Source organism: Slackia equolifaciens (genome assembly GCF_003725995.1).
GTDB lineage: Bacteria > Actinomycetota > Coriobacteriia > Coriobacteriales > Eggerthellaceae > Slackia > Slackia equolifaciens.
This window is the reverse complement of record NZ_QIBX01000018.1, coordinates 30,073-44,779: the sequence shown is the minus strand read 5'-3', so window position 1 is coordinate 44,779 and position 14,707 is coordinate 30,073. Positions and strand designations below refer to the sequence as shown.

General features: G+C 61.9%; 14 protein-coding genes and 1 riboswitch. Of the genes, 12 read left to right on the top strand and 2 right to left on the bottom strand.

What is annotated here, in order from left to right:
• Positions 1 to 14: 14 nt before the first annotated feature.
• The 12 genes from fusA to DMP06_RS09085 all read left to right on the top strand — a co-directional run bounded on the left by fusA (position 15) and on the right by DMP06_RS09085 (position 12,959).
• Complete coding sequence (gene fusA, locus DMP06_RS09140) at positions 15 to 2,141, top strand: elongation factor G (RefSeq protein ID WP_123209439.1); 2,127 nt, start codon at positions 15 to 17, stop codon at positions 2,139 to 2,141.
• A gap of 27 nt (positions 2,142 to 2,168) precedes the next feature.
• The gene (gene rpsJ / locus DMP06_RS09135; protein ID WP_452586248.1) at positions 2,169 to 2,483 is read left to right on the top strand and encodes a 30S ribosomal protein S10; all 315 of its coding nucleotides are present in this window, start codon (positions 2,169 to 2,171) and stop codon (positions 2,481 to 2,483) included.
• Between the two features lie 12 nt (positions 2,484 to 2,495).
• Positions 2,496 to 3,116 carry a 50S ribosomal protein L3 gene (gene rplC / locus DMP06_RS09130; RefSeq protein ID WP_123209438.1) on the top strand — a complete coding sequence of 207 codons (621 nt, stop codon included), beginning with the start codon at positions 2,496 to 2,498 and terminating at the stop codon, positions 3,114 to 3,116.
• Between the two features lie 32 nt (positions 3,117 to 3,148).
• Positions 3,149 to 3,772 (top strand): 50S ribosomal protein L4, encoded by a 624-nt coding sequence (rplD, locus tag DMP06_RS09125; RefSeq protein ID WP_123209437.1) that lies wholly within the window; start codon positions 3,149 to 3,151, stop codon positions 3,770 to 3,772.
• Positions 3,772 to 4,056 (top strand): 50S ribosomal protein L23, encoded by a 285-nt coding sequence (gene rplW, locus DMP06_RS09120; protein WP_123209436.1) that lies wholly within the window; start codon positions 3,772 to 3,774, stop codon positions 4,054 to 4,056. The genes rplD and rplW overlap by 1 nt, the downstream gene beginning before the upstream one ends.
• A 409-nt stretch (positions 4,057 to 4,465) precedes the next feature.
• A complete protein-coding gene (locus tag DMP06_RS09115) occupies positions 4,466 to 6,058 on the top strand; it encodes an ABC transporter substrate-binding protein (protein WP_123209435.1) in 1,593 nt (530 codons plus the stop codon).
• Between the two features lie 261 nt (positions 6,059 to 6,319).
• Entirely contained in the window at positions 6,320 to 7,276 is a 957-nt protein-coding gene (locus DMP06_RS09110; RefSeq protein WP_123209434.1) for an ABC transporter permease, read from the top strand.
• Between the two features lies 1 nt (position 7,277).
• The gene (locus DMP06_RS09105) at positions 7,278 to 9,302 is read left to right on the top strand and encodes a dipeptide/oligopeptide/nickel ABC transporter permease/ATP-binding protein (RefSeq protein ID WP_123209433.1); all 2,025 of its coding nucleotides are present in this window, start codon (positions 7,278 to 7,280) and stop codon (positions 9,300 to 9,302) included.
• A complete protein-coding gene (locus tag DMP06_RS09100; RefSeq protein ID WP_123209432.1) occupies positions 9,302 to 10,150 on the top strand; it encodes an ABC transporter ATP-binding protein in 849 nt (282 codons plus the stop codon). Before DMP06_RS09105 ends, DMP06_RS09100 begins: the two co-directional genes overlap by 1 nt.
• A 240-nt stretch (positions 10,151 to 10,390) precedes the next feature.
• A complete protein-coding gene (locus tag DMP06_RS09095; RefSeq protein WP_123209431.1) occupies positions 10,391 to 11,311 on the top strand; it encodes a dihydrodipicolinate synthase family protein in 921 nt (306 codons plus the stop codon).
• A gap of 3 nt (positions 11,312 to 11,314) precedes the next feature.
• Positions 11,315 to 12,289 carry an ROK family protein gene (locus tag DMP06_RS09090; protein ID WP_123209430.1) on the top strand — a complete coding sequence of 325 codons (975 nt, stop codon included), beginning with the start codon at positions 11,315 to 11,317 and terminating at the stop codon, positions 12,287 to 12,289.
• A 1-nt stretch (position 12,290) separates the two neighbouring features.
• On the top strand, positions 12,291 to 12,959 hold the full coding sequence (locus tag DMP06_RS09085; RefSeq protein WP_123209429.1) for an N-acetylmannosamine-6-phosphate 2-epimerase: 669 nt from the start codon (positions 12,291 to 12,293) through the stop codon (positions 12,957 to 12,959).
• Positions 12,960 to 13,155: 196 nt separating this feature from the next.
• On the opposite strand, the gene DMP06_RS09080 is transcribed toward DMP06_RS09085, so the two are convergent.
• Entirely contained in the window at positions 13,156 to 13,479 is a 324-nt protein-coding gene (locus DMP06_RS09080) for a DMT family transporter (protein WP_123209428.1), read from the bottom strand.
• Between the two features lie 108 nt (positions 13,480 to 13,587).
• Positions 13,588 to 13,650, bottom strand: a riboswitch (guanidine-III (ykkC-III) riboswitch).
• Positions 13,651 to 13,723: 73 nt separating this feature from the next.
• Positions 13,724 to 14,590: a MerR family transcriptional regulator gene (locus tag DMP06_RS09075; RefSeq protein ID WP_123209427.1), complete on the bottom strand. Its 867-nt coding sequence runs from the start codon at positions 14,588 to 14,590 to the stop codon at positions 13,724 to 13,726.
• Between the last annotated feature and the right edge of the window lie 117 nt (positions 14,591 to 14,707).

Genomic DNA, 14,707 nt, shown 5'->3' with positions numbered 1-14,707 from the left:
AGGGCAAGCAATCAATGGCTACTCCTAAGATTTCTCTTCAGGATACCCGCAACATCGGCATCATGGCCCACATCGATGCGGGCAAGACGACGACTACCGAGCGTATCCTTTACTACACCGGCAAGACCCACAAGATCGGTGAGGTTCACGAGGGCGCTGCCACCATGGACTGGATGGTCCAGGAGCAGGAGCGCGGCGTAACCATCACCTCCGCCGCTACCACCTGCTACTGGAAGTACCCCGGTGGCGCTGAGGACGGCAAGTCCTATCGCTTCCAGATCATCGACACCCCCGGCCACGTGGACTTCACGGCCGAGGTCGAGCGCTCGCTGCGCGTCCTCGACGGCGCCGTGGCCGTGTTCGACGCGGTTGCCGGCGTGCAGCCTCAGTCTGAGACCGTGTGGCGTCAGGCCGAGCGCTACGGCGTTCCTCGTATCGCGTTCATCAACAAGTACGACCGCGTGGGCGCTGACTTCTTCCATGCCATCCAGACCATGCGCGATCGCCTGGGCGCAAATGCCGTGGCAGCGCAGATTCCGATGGGCGCCGAGGACAACTTCTGGGGCGTCATCGACCTGGCTACCATGACCGCATGGGACTTCAAGGCCGACGACAAGGGCATGACCTACCCCGAGGCCATGGATGAGATTCCGGCCGAGTTCGCCGAGCTCGCCGCCGAGAAGCGCCAGGAGCTCGTGGATGCCGCCGCAGACTGCGACGACAACCTGATGGAGAAGGTCCTCATGGACGAGGAATTCACCGTTGAGGAGCTCAAGGCCGCGCTTCGCAAGGGTGTCATCGAGTGCAAGGTCAACCCCGTGTTCGTGGGCTCCGCCTACAAGAACAAGGGTGTGCAGGAGCTGCTCGACGCCGTGGTTGACTACATGCCTTCCCCGGTAGACGTTCCCGCCATCAAGGGCACGAACCCCGATTCGGGCGAAGAGGACGAGCGTCCGAGCGACCCCAAAGCTCCGTTCGCCGCTCTGGCCTTCAAGATCATGACCGACCCCTTCGTGGGCAAGCTCACCTATCTGCGCGTGTACTCCGGTTCCCTTGACGCCGGTTCCTACGTGGTCAACGCCACCAAGGATAAGAAGGAGCGCATCGGCCGCCTGCTGCAGATGCACGCCAACCAGCGCGTCGACGTGGATAAGTGCTCTGCTGGCGACATCGTTGCCGTCGTGGGCCTGAAGGACACCACCACCGGCGACTCCCTGTGCGATGAGGGCCACCCCATCATCCTGGAGTCTATGGGATTCGCCGATCCGGTTATCGACATCGCCGTCGAGCCCAAGACCAAGGCCGAGCAGGATAAGATGATGATCGCCCTGCAGAAGCTGGCCGAGGAGGATCCGACCTTCCGCGTGTCCACCAACCACGAGACCGGCCAGACCATCATCGCCGGCATGGGCGAGCTCCATCTGGAGATCATCATCGACCGTCTGCTGCGTGAGTTCAAGGTCGAGGCCAACGTTGGTAAACCGCAGGTTGCCTACCGCGAGCGTCCGGGCCACGAGGTTCTTTCCGCCGAGGGCAAGTTCGTTCGCCAGTCTGGTGGTCGCGGTCAGTACGGCCATGCGATCATCAACATGTACCCGCAGGAGGCCGGTGCCGGCTACGAGTTCGAGAACAAGATCGTGGGCGGCGTGGTTCCCAAGGAGTACATCCCCGCTATCGACAAGGGCATCCAGGAGGCGCTGAACTCCGGCGTTCTGGCCGGCTACCCCGTCGAGGATGTGCGCGTCGAGCTGATCGACGGCTCCTATCACGAGGTCGACTCCTCCGAGGCGGCGTTCAAGGTCGCAGGCTCCATGGCTATCAAGGACGCTCTGCGCAAGTCCGATCCGGTCATCCTCGAGCCTATGATGGCCGTCGAGGTTGAGACCCCCGAGGAGTACATGGGCTTCGTCATGGGTGACATCCCCAGCCGCCGTGGCCTAATCCAGGGCCAGGAGAAGCGCGGCAACGCGGCTGTCATCAGCGCGAAGGTTCCGCTGAGCCAGATGTTCGGCTACGCTACCGACCTTCGTTCCGGTACCCAGGGACGTGCGAGCTACACCATGCAGTTCGACTCCTACGAGCCGGTTCCCAAGAACGTGGCCGAAGAGATTATCAGCAAGGCTGGCGGAAAGAACGCCTAACGGCACCGCCCGCGCTATTTGGAGGAAATGAAAGTGGCTAATCAGAAGATTCGCATTCGCCTGAAGGGCTACGATCATGAGATCGTGGATCAGTCCACCAAGCTCATCGTCGACACCGCCCAGAAGACCGGTGCCAAGGTCTGCGGACCTATTCCCCTGCCCACCGAGCGCAACCTGTACTGCGTCGTTCGCGGTCCCCATGTCAACAAGGACTCCCGTGAACAGTTTGAGATGCGTACCCATAAGCGCCTGATCGACATCTTGGAGCCGACCCCCTCGACGGTCGATTCGCTCATGCGTCTCGACCTCCCCGCGGGCGTCGACATCGAGATCAAGCTGTAAGGAGTGTATGAGATGATCAACGCTATCTACGGCAAGAAGATCGGCATGACCCAGATCTTCGACGAGAACGACCGCGTGGTGCCCGTCACCGTCATCGTGGCCGAGCCCAACAAGGTCTGCCAGGTCAAGACCACCGAGACCGACGGCTACGAGGCCGTGCAGCTTGGCTTCGGCTCCATCAAGGAGAAGAAGGTCAACAAGCCCATGGCGGGTCACTTCGCCAAGCAGGGCATCGCTCCCACTCGTTACCTGCGCGAGGTTCGCGTGGAGAACGCGTCGGAGTACAAGGCCGGCGACGAGCAGACCGTGGCTGCTTTTGCCGAGGTGAAGAAGGTCGACGTGACCGGCACCTCTAAGGGTAAGGGCTTCCAGGGCGTTATCAAGCGCCATGGCTTCGGCGGCGGCCGTGCCTCCCACGGCTCGCACTTCCATCGCATCCCCGGTTCCATCGGCCAGTGCGCCACGCCTTCCCGCGTGTTCAAGGGCGTACGCCTGCCGGGCCACATGGGCTGCGACACCGTGACCGTCAAGAACCTCGAGGTCGTTCGCGTTGACGCCGACCAGAACCTCATCCTGGTCAAGGGCTCCGTGCCGGGCGGCAAGAACGGCATCGTGCGCGTTCGCATGGCTTAAGCGACCTTACCTTATAAGAGGAGTACACCATAATGGCAAACATTGAGATCAAAGATGCCAGCGGCAACAAGGTCAAAGAGGCCGAGCTTTCCGCCGCTGTGTTCGGCATCGAGCCGAACGTGCATGTGATGCACACGGTCGTGCGCTCCATTCGCGCCGGCCTGCGTCAGGGCACGCACGACACCAAGACCCGCGGCGAGGTCCGTGGCGGCGGTAAGAAGCCGTGGCGCCAGAAGGGCACCGGCCGTGCCCGTCAGGGCTCCATCCGTTCTCCCCAGTGGACGGGCGGCGGCACTGTGTTCGGTCCGCATCCCCGCAGCTACGCCTTCCGCGTGAACCGCAAAGAGGTCAAGCTGGCTATGCGTTCCGCCCTGTCCGCCAAGTTCGCTGACGGCGAGCTGATCGTGGTTGACGGCTTCAATTTCGAGAAGCCCTGCACCAAAGACGCCGTGGCTGCGCTCAAGGCCCTGGGCTGCGACCGCCGCACCACGCTCGTGATCGCTGATGACGACGTGAACACGTTCCTGTCGTTCCGCAACATCCCGACCGTGACCATCGTCCCCGTTTCCGAGGCTACCACCCTGGAACTCGTCGACAACAAGAAGCTGGTGCTCACCGGTGCCGCTCTGGAGCGCTTCGAGGAGGTGCTTGCATAATGAAGGATCCCCGCGAGGTCATCATCCGCCCGGTCATCACCGAGCACAGCTACGACATGATGGAGAAGAACACCTACACCTTCGAGGTGGCCAAGGACTCCAACAAGGTCGAGATTCGTCAGGCCGTCGAGGCAATCTTCAACGTGAAGGTCGTTCGCGTGAACACCATCAACGTGAAGTCCAAGCCCAAGCGCGTTCGCTACCAGCTGGGTCGCACCCGCACTTGGAAGAAGGCCATGGTCACGCTGGCTGCCGGCGATACCATCGAGCTCTTCAACGCCTAAGCTGCGAGTACGCTAGCCTTATAGGTTGAGCTGATCCCGGTTCCGTTTGGAACCGGGATTTTTTTGTTTCAAGCGGAAATAAGACGTCCTCTGATGCGGGCGTGACCGGCGTTTCCGTATCGTCCGTGATGTAGGCTGCCCTTTGATGTGGGGAGGGGTGATCAAGCGGAGCGGGGCGCGCAGCTCTCCCTCGGATCGTCCATCCAATGCGGGAGGGTGCTTTACGTTGTTTTCGAAATGTAAAATCCGCATGAAAAATTACCTTCTTTCCTGTTAAAACAGCCGTTTACCGCCGACGAGCGGTTTGCGTGGCGATTGCTGGGGGAGTTTTAAGTAAACTTTTCCGACGTATCTTTTTAGCAAGGGGCATTGTGCCCTGTGCTCGGCTGATTAGTCGAAAGGGAGGATCATGGAAAATAAAGCTCTTATGAATCGCCGCACCTTCGTTGCGGGCAGCGCCGTGGCGGCGGCCACGGTCGGCCTCGGTCTGTATGGCTGCGGCGGTGGCGGAGACGACGCTTCCAGCGGCGGCGAGGGCGGCGGCAGCACCGTTCTGACGGGCGCTTGCGCTTATACGTCCACCAACGTCAACCCCGTAGGCCTCAACGGCGGCTCCGCTCTGATGCTTGCTGCTACCTATCATGTGTTCGAGGGCCTGTACGATCTCGATCTGCACACCTACGACACCTACAACGCGCTGGCTGCCGATGAGCCGGTGAAGGTGTCCGACACCGAGTACGAGGTGACGCTGCGCGAGGGCGCCAAGTTCTCCGACGGCTCCGATGTGACCGCCGCCGACGTGGTGAATGCGTTCGAGAAGAACATGGCCGACGCAACCTGCGGCGCGTTCCTCACGTTCATCGATTCCGTCGCCGCCAAGGACGACACCACCGTCACCATCACCTTGAAGTACCCCTTCGAGAGCCTGCTCAAGAGCCGTCTGAGCGTGGTCAAGGTGTTCCCCGCCTCCATGACCGACGACGAGCTGGCCACTATGCCTATCGGTACCGGCCCGTGGATGTATGAGTCCGTGGACGGCAACGACGGCGGCACCATCACCTTTGTTCCCAACCCGAACTACAACGGCTCTCTGCCCGCAGGCGCCGATCAGATGACCTGGAACATCCTGCTGGACAACACCTCCCGCACCACCGCGCTGCAGGAGGCCTCCGTTCAGGTTATGGAGAACGTGCCCGACGCCAACGCCGAGCAGCTGCAGGGCGCGGGCGCCACGGTTGAGTACCTGCAGGGCTTCAACCAGCCGTTCTTCATGTTCAACACCAAGAAGGCTCCTTTTGACGACGTGCGCGTGCGCCAGGCCTTCTTCTATGCCATCAATGTGGATCAGCTGATTTCCAACCAGATGGCCGGCCATGCTGCCAAGGTTACCGGCTTCCTGCCTCAGAACCATCCCAACTATCATCAGGCGTCCACGGTGTACGAGTACGACCCGGAGAAGGCAAAGAGCCTGCTCGCCGAGGCCGGCGTGGAGAACCTCGAGTTCACCATGGTCACCAACAACAACTGGGTAAGCGACCTTGCCGCGCAGATCCAGAACGACCTGGCCGCCGTTGGCATTACCATGACCAACGCCGAGCAGACCATCAACTGGGCCGAGTATGCGGCTCCCGAGGATGGCGGCGTGCTCGACTACGACGTCATGCTCACCCCGGGCGACCCCACCTGCTTCGGCAACGATCCCGACCTGCTGATGAACTGGTGGTACGGTGACAACATCTGGACCCAGGGCCGCACCTGCTGGAAGGGCTCCGAGGAGTGGCAGCAGCTGCAGGACCTCATGCAGGAAGCCCGCGAGGCGACCGATGAGGCCACCCAGCAGGAGCTGTGGAACCAGTGCTTCGACATCCTGGCCGAGCAGGTGCCGCTGTACCCGCTGTTCCACCGCGAGCTGGCCACCGGCTACCAGCCCACGATGATCGAGGGCTTTGAGCCCATCGCCACCACCGGCCTGATCTTCCTGGGTGCCAAGCCCGTCGCGTAAAGCCTGCGACGTTCGCACAGCGCTTCGAAGGCCCGTCTCTTTTGGCGGGCCTTTTCCCTGTCCAGCACCCCGCTCGCCACCCGACGTCGTCGGACGGCAGGCGGGGGAGGGAATCCGCCGGTCCGAGGTCATACAAACGGCTTCGTTCATGTCCTCGGACGAGCGAGTTTCATATACAATTAACAAATATGTGTAAAAGGCGACGACGTGCAGGGTGCGGCGTCGCTGAATTGTCCGTTCGACAAGTGAAAGGGGGTCGAGGTGAGCAATCTCCTTCGTCTGATTGGCCGGCGTCTTATCGCACTGCCCATCATGATCATCGGCGTTACCCTCCTCGTATTCTTCCTCATGGCCCTCTCGCCGATCGACCAGGCGTATTCCGTCCTGGGCGAGAATGCGACCGTGGAGCAGGCCGAACAGTATCGAGAGGAACACGGCCTTAACGATCCCATCCTGGTTCAGTATGGCAACTATATGGTGGGCCTGGTTCAGGGCGATTTGGGCACCTACGGCGCGAACAGCGCTTCTGTTGCCGACCGTATCGCAGATGCGCTTCCCATCACGTTGCAGCTGACGTTCATGGGTCTCATCATCGCAGTGGTGATTGCGGTTATTCTGGGCGTGATTTCGGCGCTGTATCGCGACCGATGGCCCGACCAGATCATTCGCGTGTTCTCCATCGCCTGCATCGCGACGCCTTCCTTCTGGCTGGCGGTTCTGTTGATTCTGCTGTTCTCGTCCATGCTGCACCTGCTGCCTGCTTCCGGTCCCCTGCCGTCGCTTGCCGATGATCCGGGTGCATGGATGGAGCGTATGGCAATGCCCGCGTTCGCTCTGGGCGTGCCTGTGGCGGGACAGCTGACGCGCGTCATCCGCACGTCTATGGTGGAGGAGCTTGACAAGGATTACGTGCGCACCGCCATGGGATTCGGCATTCCCAAGGGCGTGGTCATCGCGCGCAACGTGCTCCGCAACGCGCTCATCACCCCCGTCACCGTGCTTGGCCTGCGTATCGGCTACTTGATCGGCGGCGCCGTGGTTATCGAGGTCATCTTCAATCTGCCCGGCATGGGCATGGCTATCGTTTCCGGCATCCAGTCCAATTACACGCTGCTCGTGCAGGGCGTGGTGCTGGTTGTTGCCATTACGTTCATTATTATCAACATCATCGTGGATATGCTTTATATCCTGATCGATCCGCGAATCAGGACGGTGTAGCATGGTCAAACTTAGAGAAAACCTCACGCAAAAGATGGAGGCGAACCCGGGCAAGGTGCGCTTCCGCCGCTGGAAGGCCATGACCATCGGTTCGCGCATCTCGCTTGTCGTGCTGGTGCTCATCATCCTGATCGCTGCCACCGCGCAGTGGATCGCGCCGCATGATCCCTACGAGATTTTCACTGCCCGTATGGCGCCCGATTCTCAGTTCCTTTTCGGAACCGACGACAAGGGCCGCGACGTTCTGTCGCGCATGATGTACGGTGCGCGCTACTCGCTGGTCATCGGTCTGGGCGCTACGGCGTTCGCCTTGGTCCTTGGATCTATAATCGGCGCTCTGGCCGCCGTTACGCGCAAGTGGATCTCCGAGGTCATCATGCGCGTTCTCGATGTGGTCATGTCGTTCCCCGGCATCGCCCTGGCCGCAACGTTCGTTATCGTGTTCGGCAATTCGGTGCCTTCGTTGATTCTCGCCATCGGCATCCTGTATGTGCCGCAGATCGCCCGCATCGTGCGCGCTAACGTGATGAGCGAGTACAACCAAGATTACGTGCGCGCCGTGGTGGTAAGCGGCGCCCGTGCTCCGTGGATTCTCATGAAGCACGTGGTGCGCAACTGCATCGCTCCCGTTTTGGTGTTCACCATCGTGCTCGTGGCCGACGCCATCGTGTTCGAGGCCTCGCTGGCCTTCATCAGCGCCGGCATCCCCGAGCCCACTCCTACGTGGGGCAACATTTTGGCTGACGCTCGCAACGGCGTTCTGGCCGGCCGCTGGTGGCAGGCGCTGTTCCCGGGCCTTGCCATCATGATCACGGTGCTGTGCCTGAACATTCTGTCCGAGGGCATGACCGACGCTTTGGCCGCAGCCCCCAAGGCAGCCGTCAAGGCGAGCGATTCCGATCTCAACTCCGACCGCGAAGCCGACCGCCTGGTGTCCGACCCCAAGCTGGCTTATGCCACTCAGGCCGAGTCTCTCAAAGCCCGACTGGCGCAGCTCAAAGAGGTGGAAAACACGCGTACCGATCGCTTTGCCTCTGACACCTCGCATGAGCCGATCCTCGAGGTCAAGAACCTTTGCATCAAGTTCCCGCGCCACGGCGATGTGAACGTGGTGGACAACATCAGCTTCAAGGTGCGCCCGCATCAGACCATGGGCCTGGTGGGCGAGTCCGGCTGCGGCAAGTCCATCACCTCGCTCGCCATCATGGGCCTGCTCGATCCCAAGGCGCAGATCTCCGGCGAGATTCTGTACAACGGCCAGAACCTGCTGAAGATGAGCCAGAAGGAGCTCAACACCCTGCGCGGCCGCGAGATCGCCATGGTGTACCAAGACGCTCTGTCGTCTTTGAACCCGTCCATGCTCATCCGTTCCCAGATGAAGCAGCTCACCAAGCGCGGCGGCACCCGCAGCGCCGAGGAGCTGCTGGAGCTGGTGGGCCTCGATCCCAAGCGCACGCTGGATTCGTATCCGCATGAGCTTTCCGGCGGCCAGCGTCAGCGCGTGCTCATCGCCATGGCCCTTACGCGTGACCCCAAGGTCATCATCGCCGACGAGCCCACTACCGCGCTCGACGTAACCGTGCAGAAGCAGGTAATCGACCTGCTGAACAAGCTGCAGGCCCAGCTGGGATTCGCCATGGTGTTCGTGAGCCACGACCTGGCGTTGGTGGCCGAGGTGGCCAACTCCATCACGGTCATGTACGCCGGTCAGGTGGTCGAGCAGGGGTCGGTGCACGACCTGCTCACCAACCCCATCCACGAGTACACGCGCGGCCTTCTGGGCTCGGTGCTTTCCATCGAGGCCGGCAGCGGGCGTCTGCACCAGGTTCCCGGCTCGGTGCCCAGCCCCAAGGATTTCCCGAAGGGTGACCGCTTCGCGCCGCGTTCGAGCCATCCCGACCTGCATTCCGATGTGCGTCCTATTCTCAAGAAGTGGCAGGATACGAACCATTGGTATGCCGAGCTGCCTGATGACGAGATGAAGCGTCTGGGACTCACCCCCGTCGCCGAAGGAGGTGTGCAGTAATGATCGATTCCATGCAAGAGTTCACGGCTCCTGCCGTCGATCCCACGGTTCCCATCATCAAGCTCGAGGATATCCATGTGATCTTCAAGACGCGCACGGGCTCGCTGCTGCACCCCAACAAGGTGCACGCCATCAACGGCCTTTCGCTCGAGCTCATGCCCGGTGAGACCATCGGCATTGTGGGCGAGTCTGGCTGCGGCAAGTCCACTACGGCAAATGTCATGATCGGCCTTCAGCAGCCCACTTCGGGACATGTGTATTTCAAGGGCGTTGACGTGACCAAGCGTACCGCCAAGCAGCGTAAGACCATCGGACGTGTGATCTCGGTCGTGTTCCAGGACCCGGCTACCGCCCTGAACGCCCGCATGAGCATCCATGATCAGCTCATGGATCCCATGAACGTTCACAAGGTGGGCACCAAGGCGGAGCGCGAGAAGCGCGTGAAGAAGCTCATTGAGCTCGTCGGCCTGCCCTCCTCGGTGCTCGAGGCCCTTCCGGGGCAGCTCTCCGGCGGCCAGCGTCAGCGCGTGGCCATCGCGCGCGCCCTGTCCCTTCGTCCCGATGCCATCATCGCCGACGAGCCCACCAGCGCTTTGGACGTGTCGGTGCGTGCGCAGATCCTTAACCTGCTGACCGACCTCAAGCGTGATTTGGGCCTGTCGATGGTGTTCATCAGCCACGACATTCAAACCGTGCGTTATATCTCCGACCGCATCATGGTCATGAACAAGGGCCAGGCGGTGGAGAAGGGAACGGCGAAGGAAGTGTTCGAGAACCCCAAGGATGACTACACCAAGCTCCTCCTTGGAGCCGCGCCTTCGCTGCTTCATCCCGACCTCGGAAAATAATCCATTGCGCCGGCGTAACAGCCGGCGCTTTTTTATATGACGCGCATGTCGTTGTGCGGGGATCGGGCGATCCATCTGGCTCCTTGCGCAAAGCTCGGAATGCGCGGAGCACGGTTTGCATGCGGCGGGCTTTTGCGCCGTTGGTTTTTACTACGCATGCTTCAAGTTGCTCCTTGCGCATTGAGCCATGCTTCAATATAGTTTGACTGTTTGCAAAACCTTTACGATTAAGGGGACATCATGTCTGAATCCCAATTCCGCGGCGTCATTCCTCCCGTGGTCATCCCTCTGGATGAAAACCGCAAGCTTGATCTGGAGGCGCTGGAGCGCTCCATCAATCGTATGATTGACGCGGGCGTGGACGGCCTGTTCTTCCTGGGCTCCTCCGGCGAGGTTGCGTTTTTGACCGACGCGCAGCGCTACCACGTGCTGCAGGAGGCCGTGGCCATGGTGAACAATCGCGTGCCCGTGCTGGCCGGCATCATCGACATGGAGACGATGCGCGTTGTGGACCAGGCCAAGCGTGCGAAGGGCTACGGCGTGGACGCTCTGGTGGCAACCGCCCCGTTTTATGCCCTGGGAGGCCCCAAGGAGGTGGAGCGCCACTTCCGCGCCATTCGCGAGCACACCGATCTGCCTCTGTTCGCCTACGATTTGCCGGTGTGCGTACACACCAAGCTCGATCCCACGATGCTCGTACGCCTGGGCACCGACGGCGTGATTCAGGGCGTGAAGGATTCTTCGGGCGATGACGTGCTGTTCCGCTGGCTGTGCATCGAGAACGAGCAGGCGGGGCATCCCCTGCAGGTGCTGACCGGCCATGAGGTGTGCGTCGACGGCGCCTATATGGCGGGCGCTGACGGCAGCGTGCCCGGTCTTGCCAACATCGACCCTGTGAGCTACGTCGAGCAATGGCGCGCCTATCAGTCGGGCGACTGGGAGCGCGTTCGCGAGCTGCAGGACCACCTCGCTCGCCTCATGTTCGTCACCCGCGTAGTCAAGGCCACCGTGGGCTTCGGCGCGGGCGTCGGCGCATTCAAGACCGCGCTGTGGCAGATGGGTGTGTTCAACACTAACCAGATGCGTGAGCCCGTCCAGGCTTTGGAGGGCGAGGATGTTCAGGCCATCGTCGAGGTTCTCAAGCGCGAAGGCATGATGTAGACCATGGGCGCGGATACCCGTGCCGACATCGAGACTCAGGAAACCACCGCAAGCTGGCCGCTTACGGTGGTTTCCGTCGATGTGGGCGGCACTAAGATCGCTGTTGCTACGGTGCTCTACAAGCATGAAGGGGGAGCACCGAGCATCCCCTGGAAGATTGAGGTTCCCACGAAGGCCCAACGCGGCGGCGATGCGGTTCTTGAGACTATCGTCGAGGCGGTTCGAGAGGGCATGGGCCATGCGACCACGCCCGTGGCCGGCATCGGCGTGGGCACTGCGGGACGCGTGCGCGTAGACGATGGCTCGATCGCGTACGCCGTGGAAAGCATTATGCCCGGCTGGGCAGGGCAACCCGTAAAAGCGCGGCTCTTGCAGGAGTTCGGTATTCCGTTAGCCGTGATGGGCGATGTGCAGGCTCATGCGCTGGGCGAGGCCCGCTGGGGAGCGGCCCAAGGCGCCGATACCTGCATCGTGCTCGCTCCGGGAACCGGTATGGGCGGCGGGTTTATTTGCCACGGACGCATTGTGCTGGGCGCCCACGGATTCGCCGGAGAGGTAGGGGCCACGCTCAACCCGCTCGATGGCGGCGGCGCCGTGCTCGAGTCGGTGGCCTCGGGAAGCGGCATTGAGGCGCGTTACGAGGACCTTACCGGCGAGCATGTGTCGGGCGCCGAGATTTCCCATCGCGCCTACGAAGGCGATGAGGCGGCGCGCAAGGTGATCGAGGATGCCGGGCGCGCGCTCGGCATTGCGCTTGCGGGCTGGGTGAACGTGTTCGACCCCGACGTTGCCGTGGTTTCCGGGTCAGTGACCAAGGCGGGCGTGCTGTGGCACGATGCGCTCCATAAGGCATACGAAGCGCATGTGCCCGCGGTTTTGGCCGACCTCTCCATCGTGGAGGCGGGCCTGGGGTCCGATGCGCCGCTCATCGGCGCCTCGCAGTATCTGTTGGATTCTCTCGGAATGGGTGGAAGATAGCATGAACGAGCTGATCGCGAATCTGAAAGGCAAGCTCATCGTGAGCTGCCAGGCGTATATGGGCGAGCCGTTGCGCCATCCTGAGACGATGGCGCAGATGGCACGCGCGGCCGAGCTGGGCGGCGCAGCAGCCATTCGCTGCCAGGGTCTTTCCGACATCGCCGCCATTAAGGGCCGCGTGGAGATTCCGGTGCTGGGCCTGTGGAAAGAGGGGCATGAAGGGGTATACATCACCCCTACGCTTCGCCATGCGCGTGCCTGCATCGCCGCCGGTGCCGACGTGGTGGCGCTCGATGCTACCGGCCGTCCTCGCCCAGACGGGCGTACGTTCGAGGAGACGGTGGCGGCTCTTAAGGGCGAGACGCTGGTCATGGCCGATTGCGCCTGCATGGACGATGTGCGTCGCGCCGTTGCGGCGGGGGTGGATATCATCTCCACCACGCTTGCGGGCTATACCGAGGATCGTCCCAAGACCGATGGTCCCGATTTGGATTTCGTGCGCGAGGCCGTGGCAGAGGCGGGGGATATTCCCGTGTTCTGCGAAGGGCGCATCCATACGCCCGCTCAGGCGCGCGAGGCCATGGAGGCCGGAGCGTTCGCCGTGGTGGTGGGCACCGCCATCACGCATCCCACCAGCATCACCGGCTGGTTCTGCGACGCGCTGAAGTAGCAGTTCCGCTGTTCTGCCGAACAGCGGAACGGCTTGATGAGGCGCTACGAAGGCGCTTGCGCCGTTACGCGGCCGCCCGATGCCCCATCTAGCCCCCTGCTCCTCTCGTCGCGTGCGAAGCGCGCTCGGGGTCGCGGCGGGGCTATTTGGGGGCATCGGGCGGCCGTTCGCTGTTTGTGCGGCTTCCTGCAAGTTTTTAGTGGGTCTCGCTTACGAGCTTGAGGCCGATGATGCAGCCGATAAGGCCAATGATGAGCAGCACCTTTGCTGTCGATATGGGTTCTGAACCCGTGAGCATGCCGTAGATGACGGTGATCGATGCGCCGATGCCCACCCAGACCGCATACGCGGTGCCGGTGGGAAGCGATTTCACGGCATAGGCAAGGCCGGCCATGCTGGCGATCATTCCAAGAATAAATACCACGGTGGGGACGAGTTTTGTGAATCCGTCCGATTTGCCGAGGGCGATTGCCCAGACGGCTTCCATGCATCCCGAAAGAACAAGAACGATCCAATTCATACGAATCCCTTCTCGACGGTGCGCGTCCTCGCGCGGCGTGCAGATGGTGCGTCGGGCCGCGTCGTTTGCTGCGCCAAGCAGCGAAGGGGCGAGGCGTGCCGAACGCGATATGCGCCGTCTTTTCCAACCTGGTACGGCTGCCCTCGTCAGGGATTCGCACTGCGAATCGGGATGAGTGTATCAAGCGGGGTGGCGACGCGCAAGGCGATGCGGGCCGCCACCCCGCTGATGGACCTCAAGGGCGTTAGAGGGGCTCTTCGCTGGCTTCGTCGTCAAGAACGTCCGGTAGGTGCTTCTCGACGCATGCGACGTATTCGTCCACCGACTCACGCAGTCGCTCCATGAGCGCGCCGTTGCCCACCCTATCCTGCATGCGGCCGAACGGGATGAATTCGCTCAGAAGATGCTTCTCGCCCTCTTCGATGCAGAGCGTACGGTAGCGACCGACGACCTCCAATGCCCACGGATCATCGCACGCTACGCCCGATGCCAGAAGTCCGATTGTCTCCGCCGCTATTTCATGCCACGGAGTGAGCGCGGGGCGGGAATGCTCGGGCGCCTCGGCATCGCTATCCTCGTCCAGTCCGTCGTAGCGCAGGGAGGCTTTTCCTGCAGAGCGCTGGCGGGCATTACGAGGGCCCGGTCTCTTGCCGTGCCCTGCGGACTCGCTCTTCTCCTCCATGCGCAACACGAAATCGTCAACGCCTTCGTTGTCGATCGCATCGGCGATCTTGCCCCAATCGACCTCTTCGCCCTGCACGATTTGCTCTTTGAGCTCGCGCAAGGCAACCGCCCTGTGCATGAGGCGCGTGAGCTCGCGCCCGAGCAGAAGGGCCTGCTTGTCGATGAGGCCTTCGAGGCCGTTGACGTCCACGGTGCCGGTTTCCGCCTCGAGGATGGACCGAATGTCTGCCAGCGTGCTTCCCAGGAACTTGAGCACAAGGATGCGCTGCAGTTCGAGTTCGTTCTCCTTGGAATAGAGGCGCCTGTTTTGAGGCCCCTTCGCCGAAGGGGCCAGCAGGTGCTTTTGGTCGTAGTATTGGACGGTGCGCACGGTTACGCCCGAGCGCCGAGCGAATTCTCCGACGGTCCAGTATTGCGTAGATTCCATCGCATGCTTCCTTTCCTAGCGATGTCGCCGCATGCTTTGCGGCCTTGCGGCGTGCGCTCTTTCTGCCAAATCGGCGTTCCGCTTCGGTCGTCGCAGGCGAGTCGCACGGCACGTCGT

Bases quoted from the DNA above. Each gene is read 5' to 3' on its own strand.
- fusA (WP_123209439.1), top strand. From the start codon at position 15: ATGGCTACTCCTAAGATTTCTCTTCAGGATACCCGCAACATCGGCATC.
- rpsJ (WP_452586248.1), top strand. From the start codon at position 2,169: ATGAAAGTGGCTAATCAGAAGATTCGCATTCGCCTGAAGGGCTACGAT.
- rplC (WP_123209438.1), top strand. From the start codon at position 2,496: ATGATCAACGCTATCTACGGCAAGAAGATCGGCATGACCCAGATCTTC.
- rplD (WP_123209437.1), top strand. From the start codon at position 3,149: ATGGCAAACATTGAGATCAAAGATGCCAGCGGCAACAAGGTCAAAGAG.
- rplW (WP_123209436.1), top strand. From the start codon at position 3,772: ATGAAGGATCCCCGCGAGGTCATCATCCGCCCGGTCATCACCGAGCAC.
- DMP06_RS09115 (WP_123209435.1), top strand. From the start codon at position 4,466: ATGGAAAATAAAGCTCTTATGAATCGCCGCACCTTCGTTGCGGGCAGC.
- DMP06_RS09105 (WP_123209433.1), top strand. From the start codon at position 7,278: ATGGTCAAACTTAGAGAAAACCTCACGCAAAAGATGGAGGCGAACCCG.
- DMP06_RS09100 (WP_123209432.1), top strand. From the start codon at position 9,302: ATGATCGATTCCATGCAAGAGTTCACGGCTCCTGCCGTCGATCCCACG.
- DMP06_RS09095 (WP_123209431.1), top strand. From the start codon at position 10,391: ATGTCTGAATCCCAATTCCGCGGCGTCATTCCTCCCGTGGTCATCCCT.
- DMP06_RS09090 (WP_123209430.1), top strand. From the start codon at position 11,315: ATGGGCGCGGATACCCGTGCCGACATCGAGACTCAGGAAACCACCGCA.
- DMP06_RS09085 (WP_123209429.1), top strand. From the start codon at position 12,291: ATGAACGAGCTGATCGCGAATCTGAAAGGCAAGCTCATCGTGAGCTGC.
- DMP06_RS09080 (WP_123209428.1), bottom strand. From the start codon at position 13,479: ATGAATTGGATCGTTCTTGTTCTTTCGGGATGCATGGAAGCCGTCTGG.
- DMP06_RS09075 (WP_123209427.1), bottom strand. From the start codon at position 14,590: ATGGAATCTACGCAATACTGGACCGTCGGAGAATTCGCTCGGCGCTCG.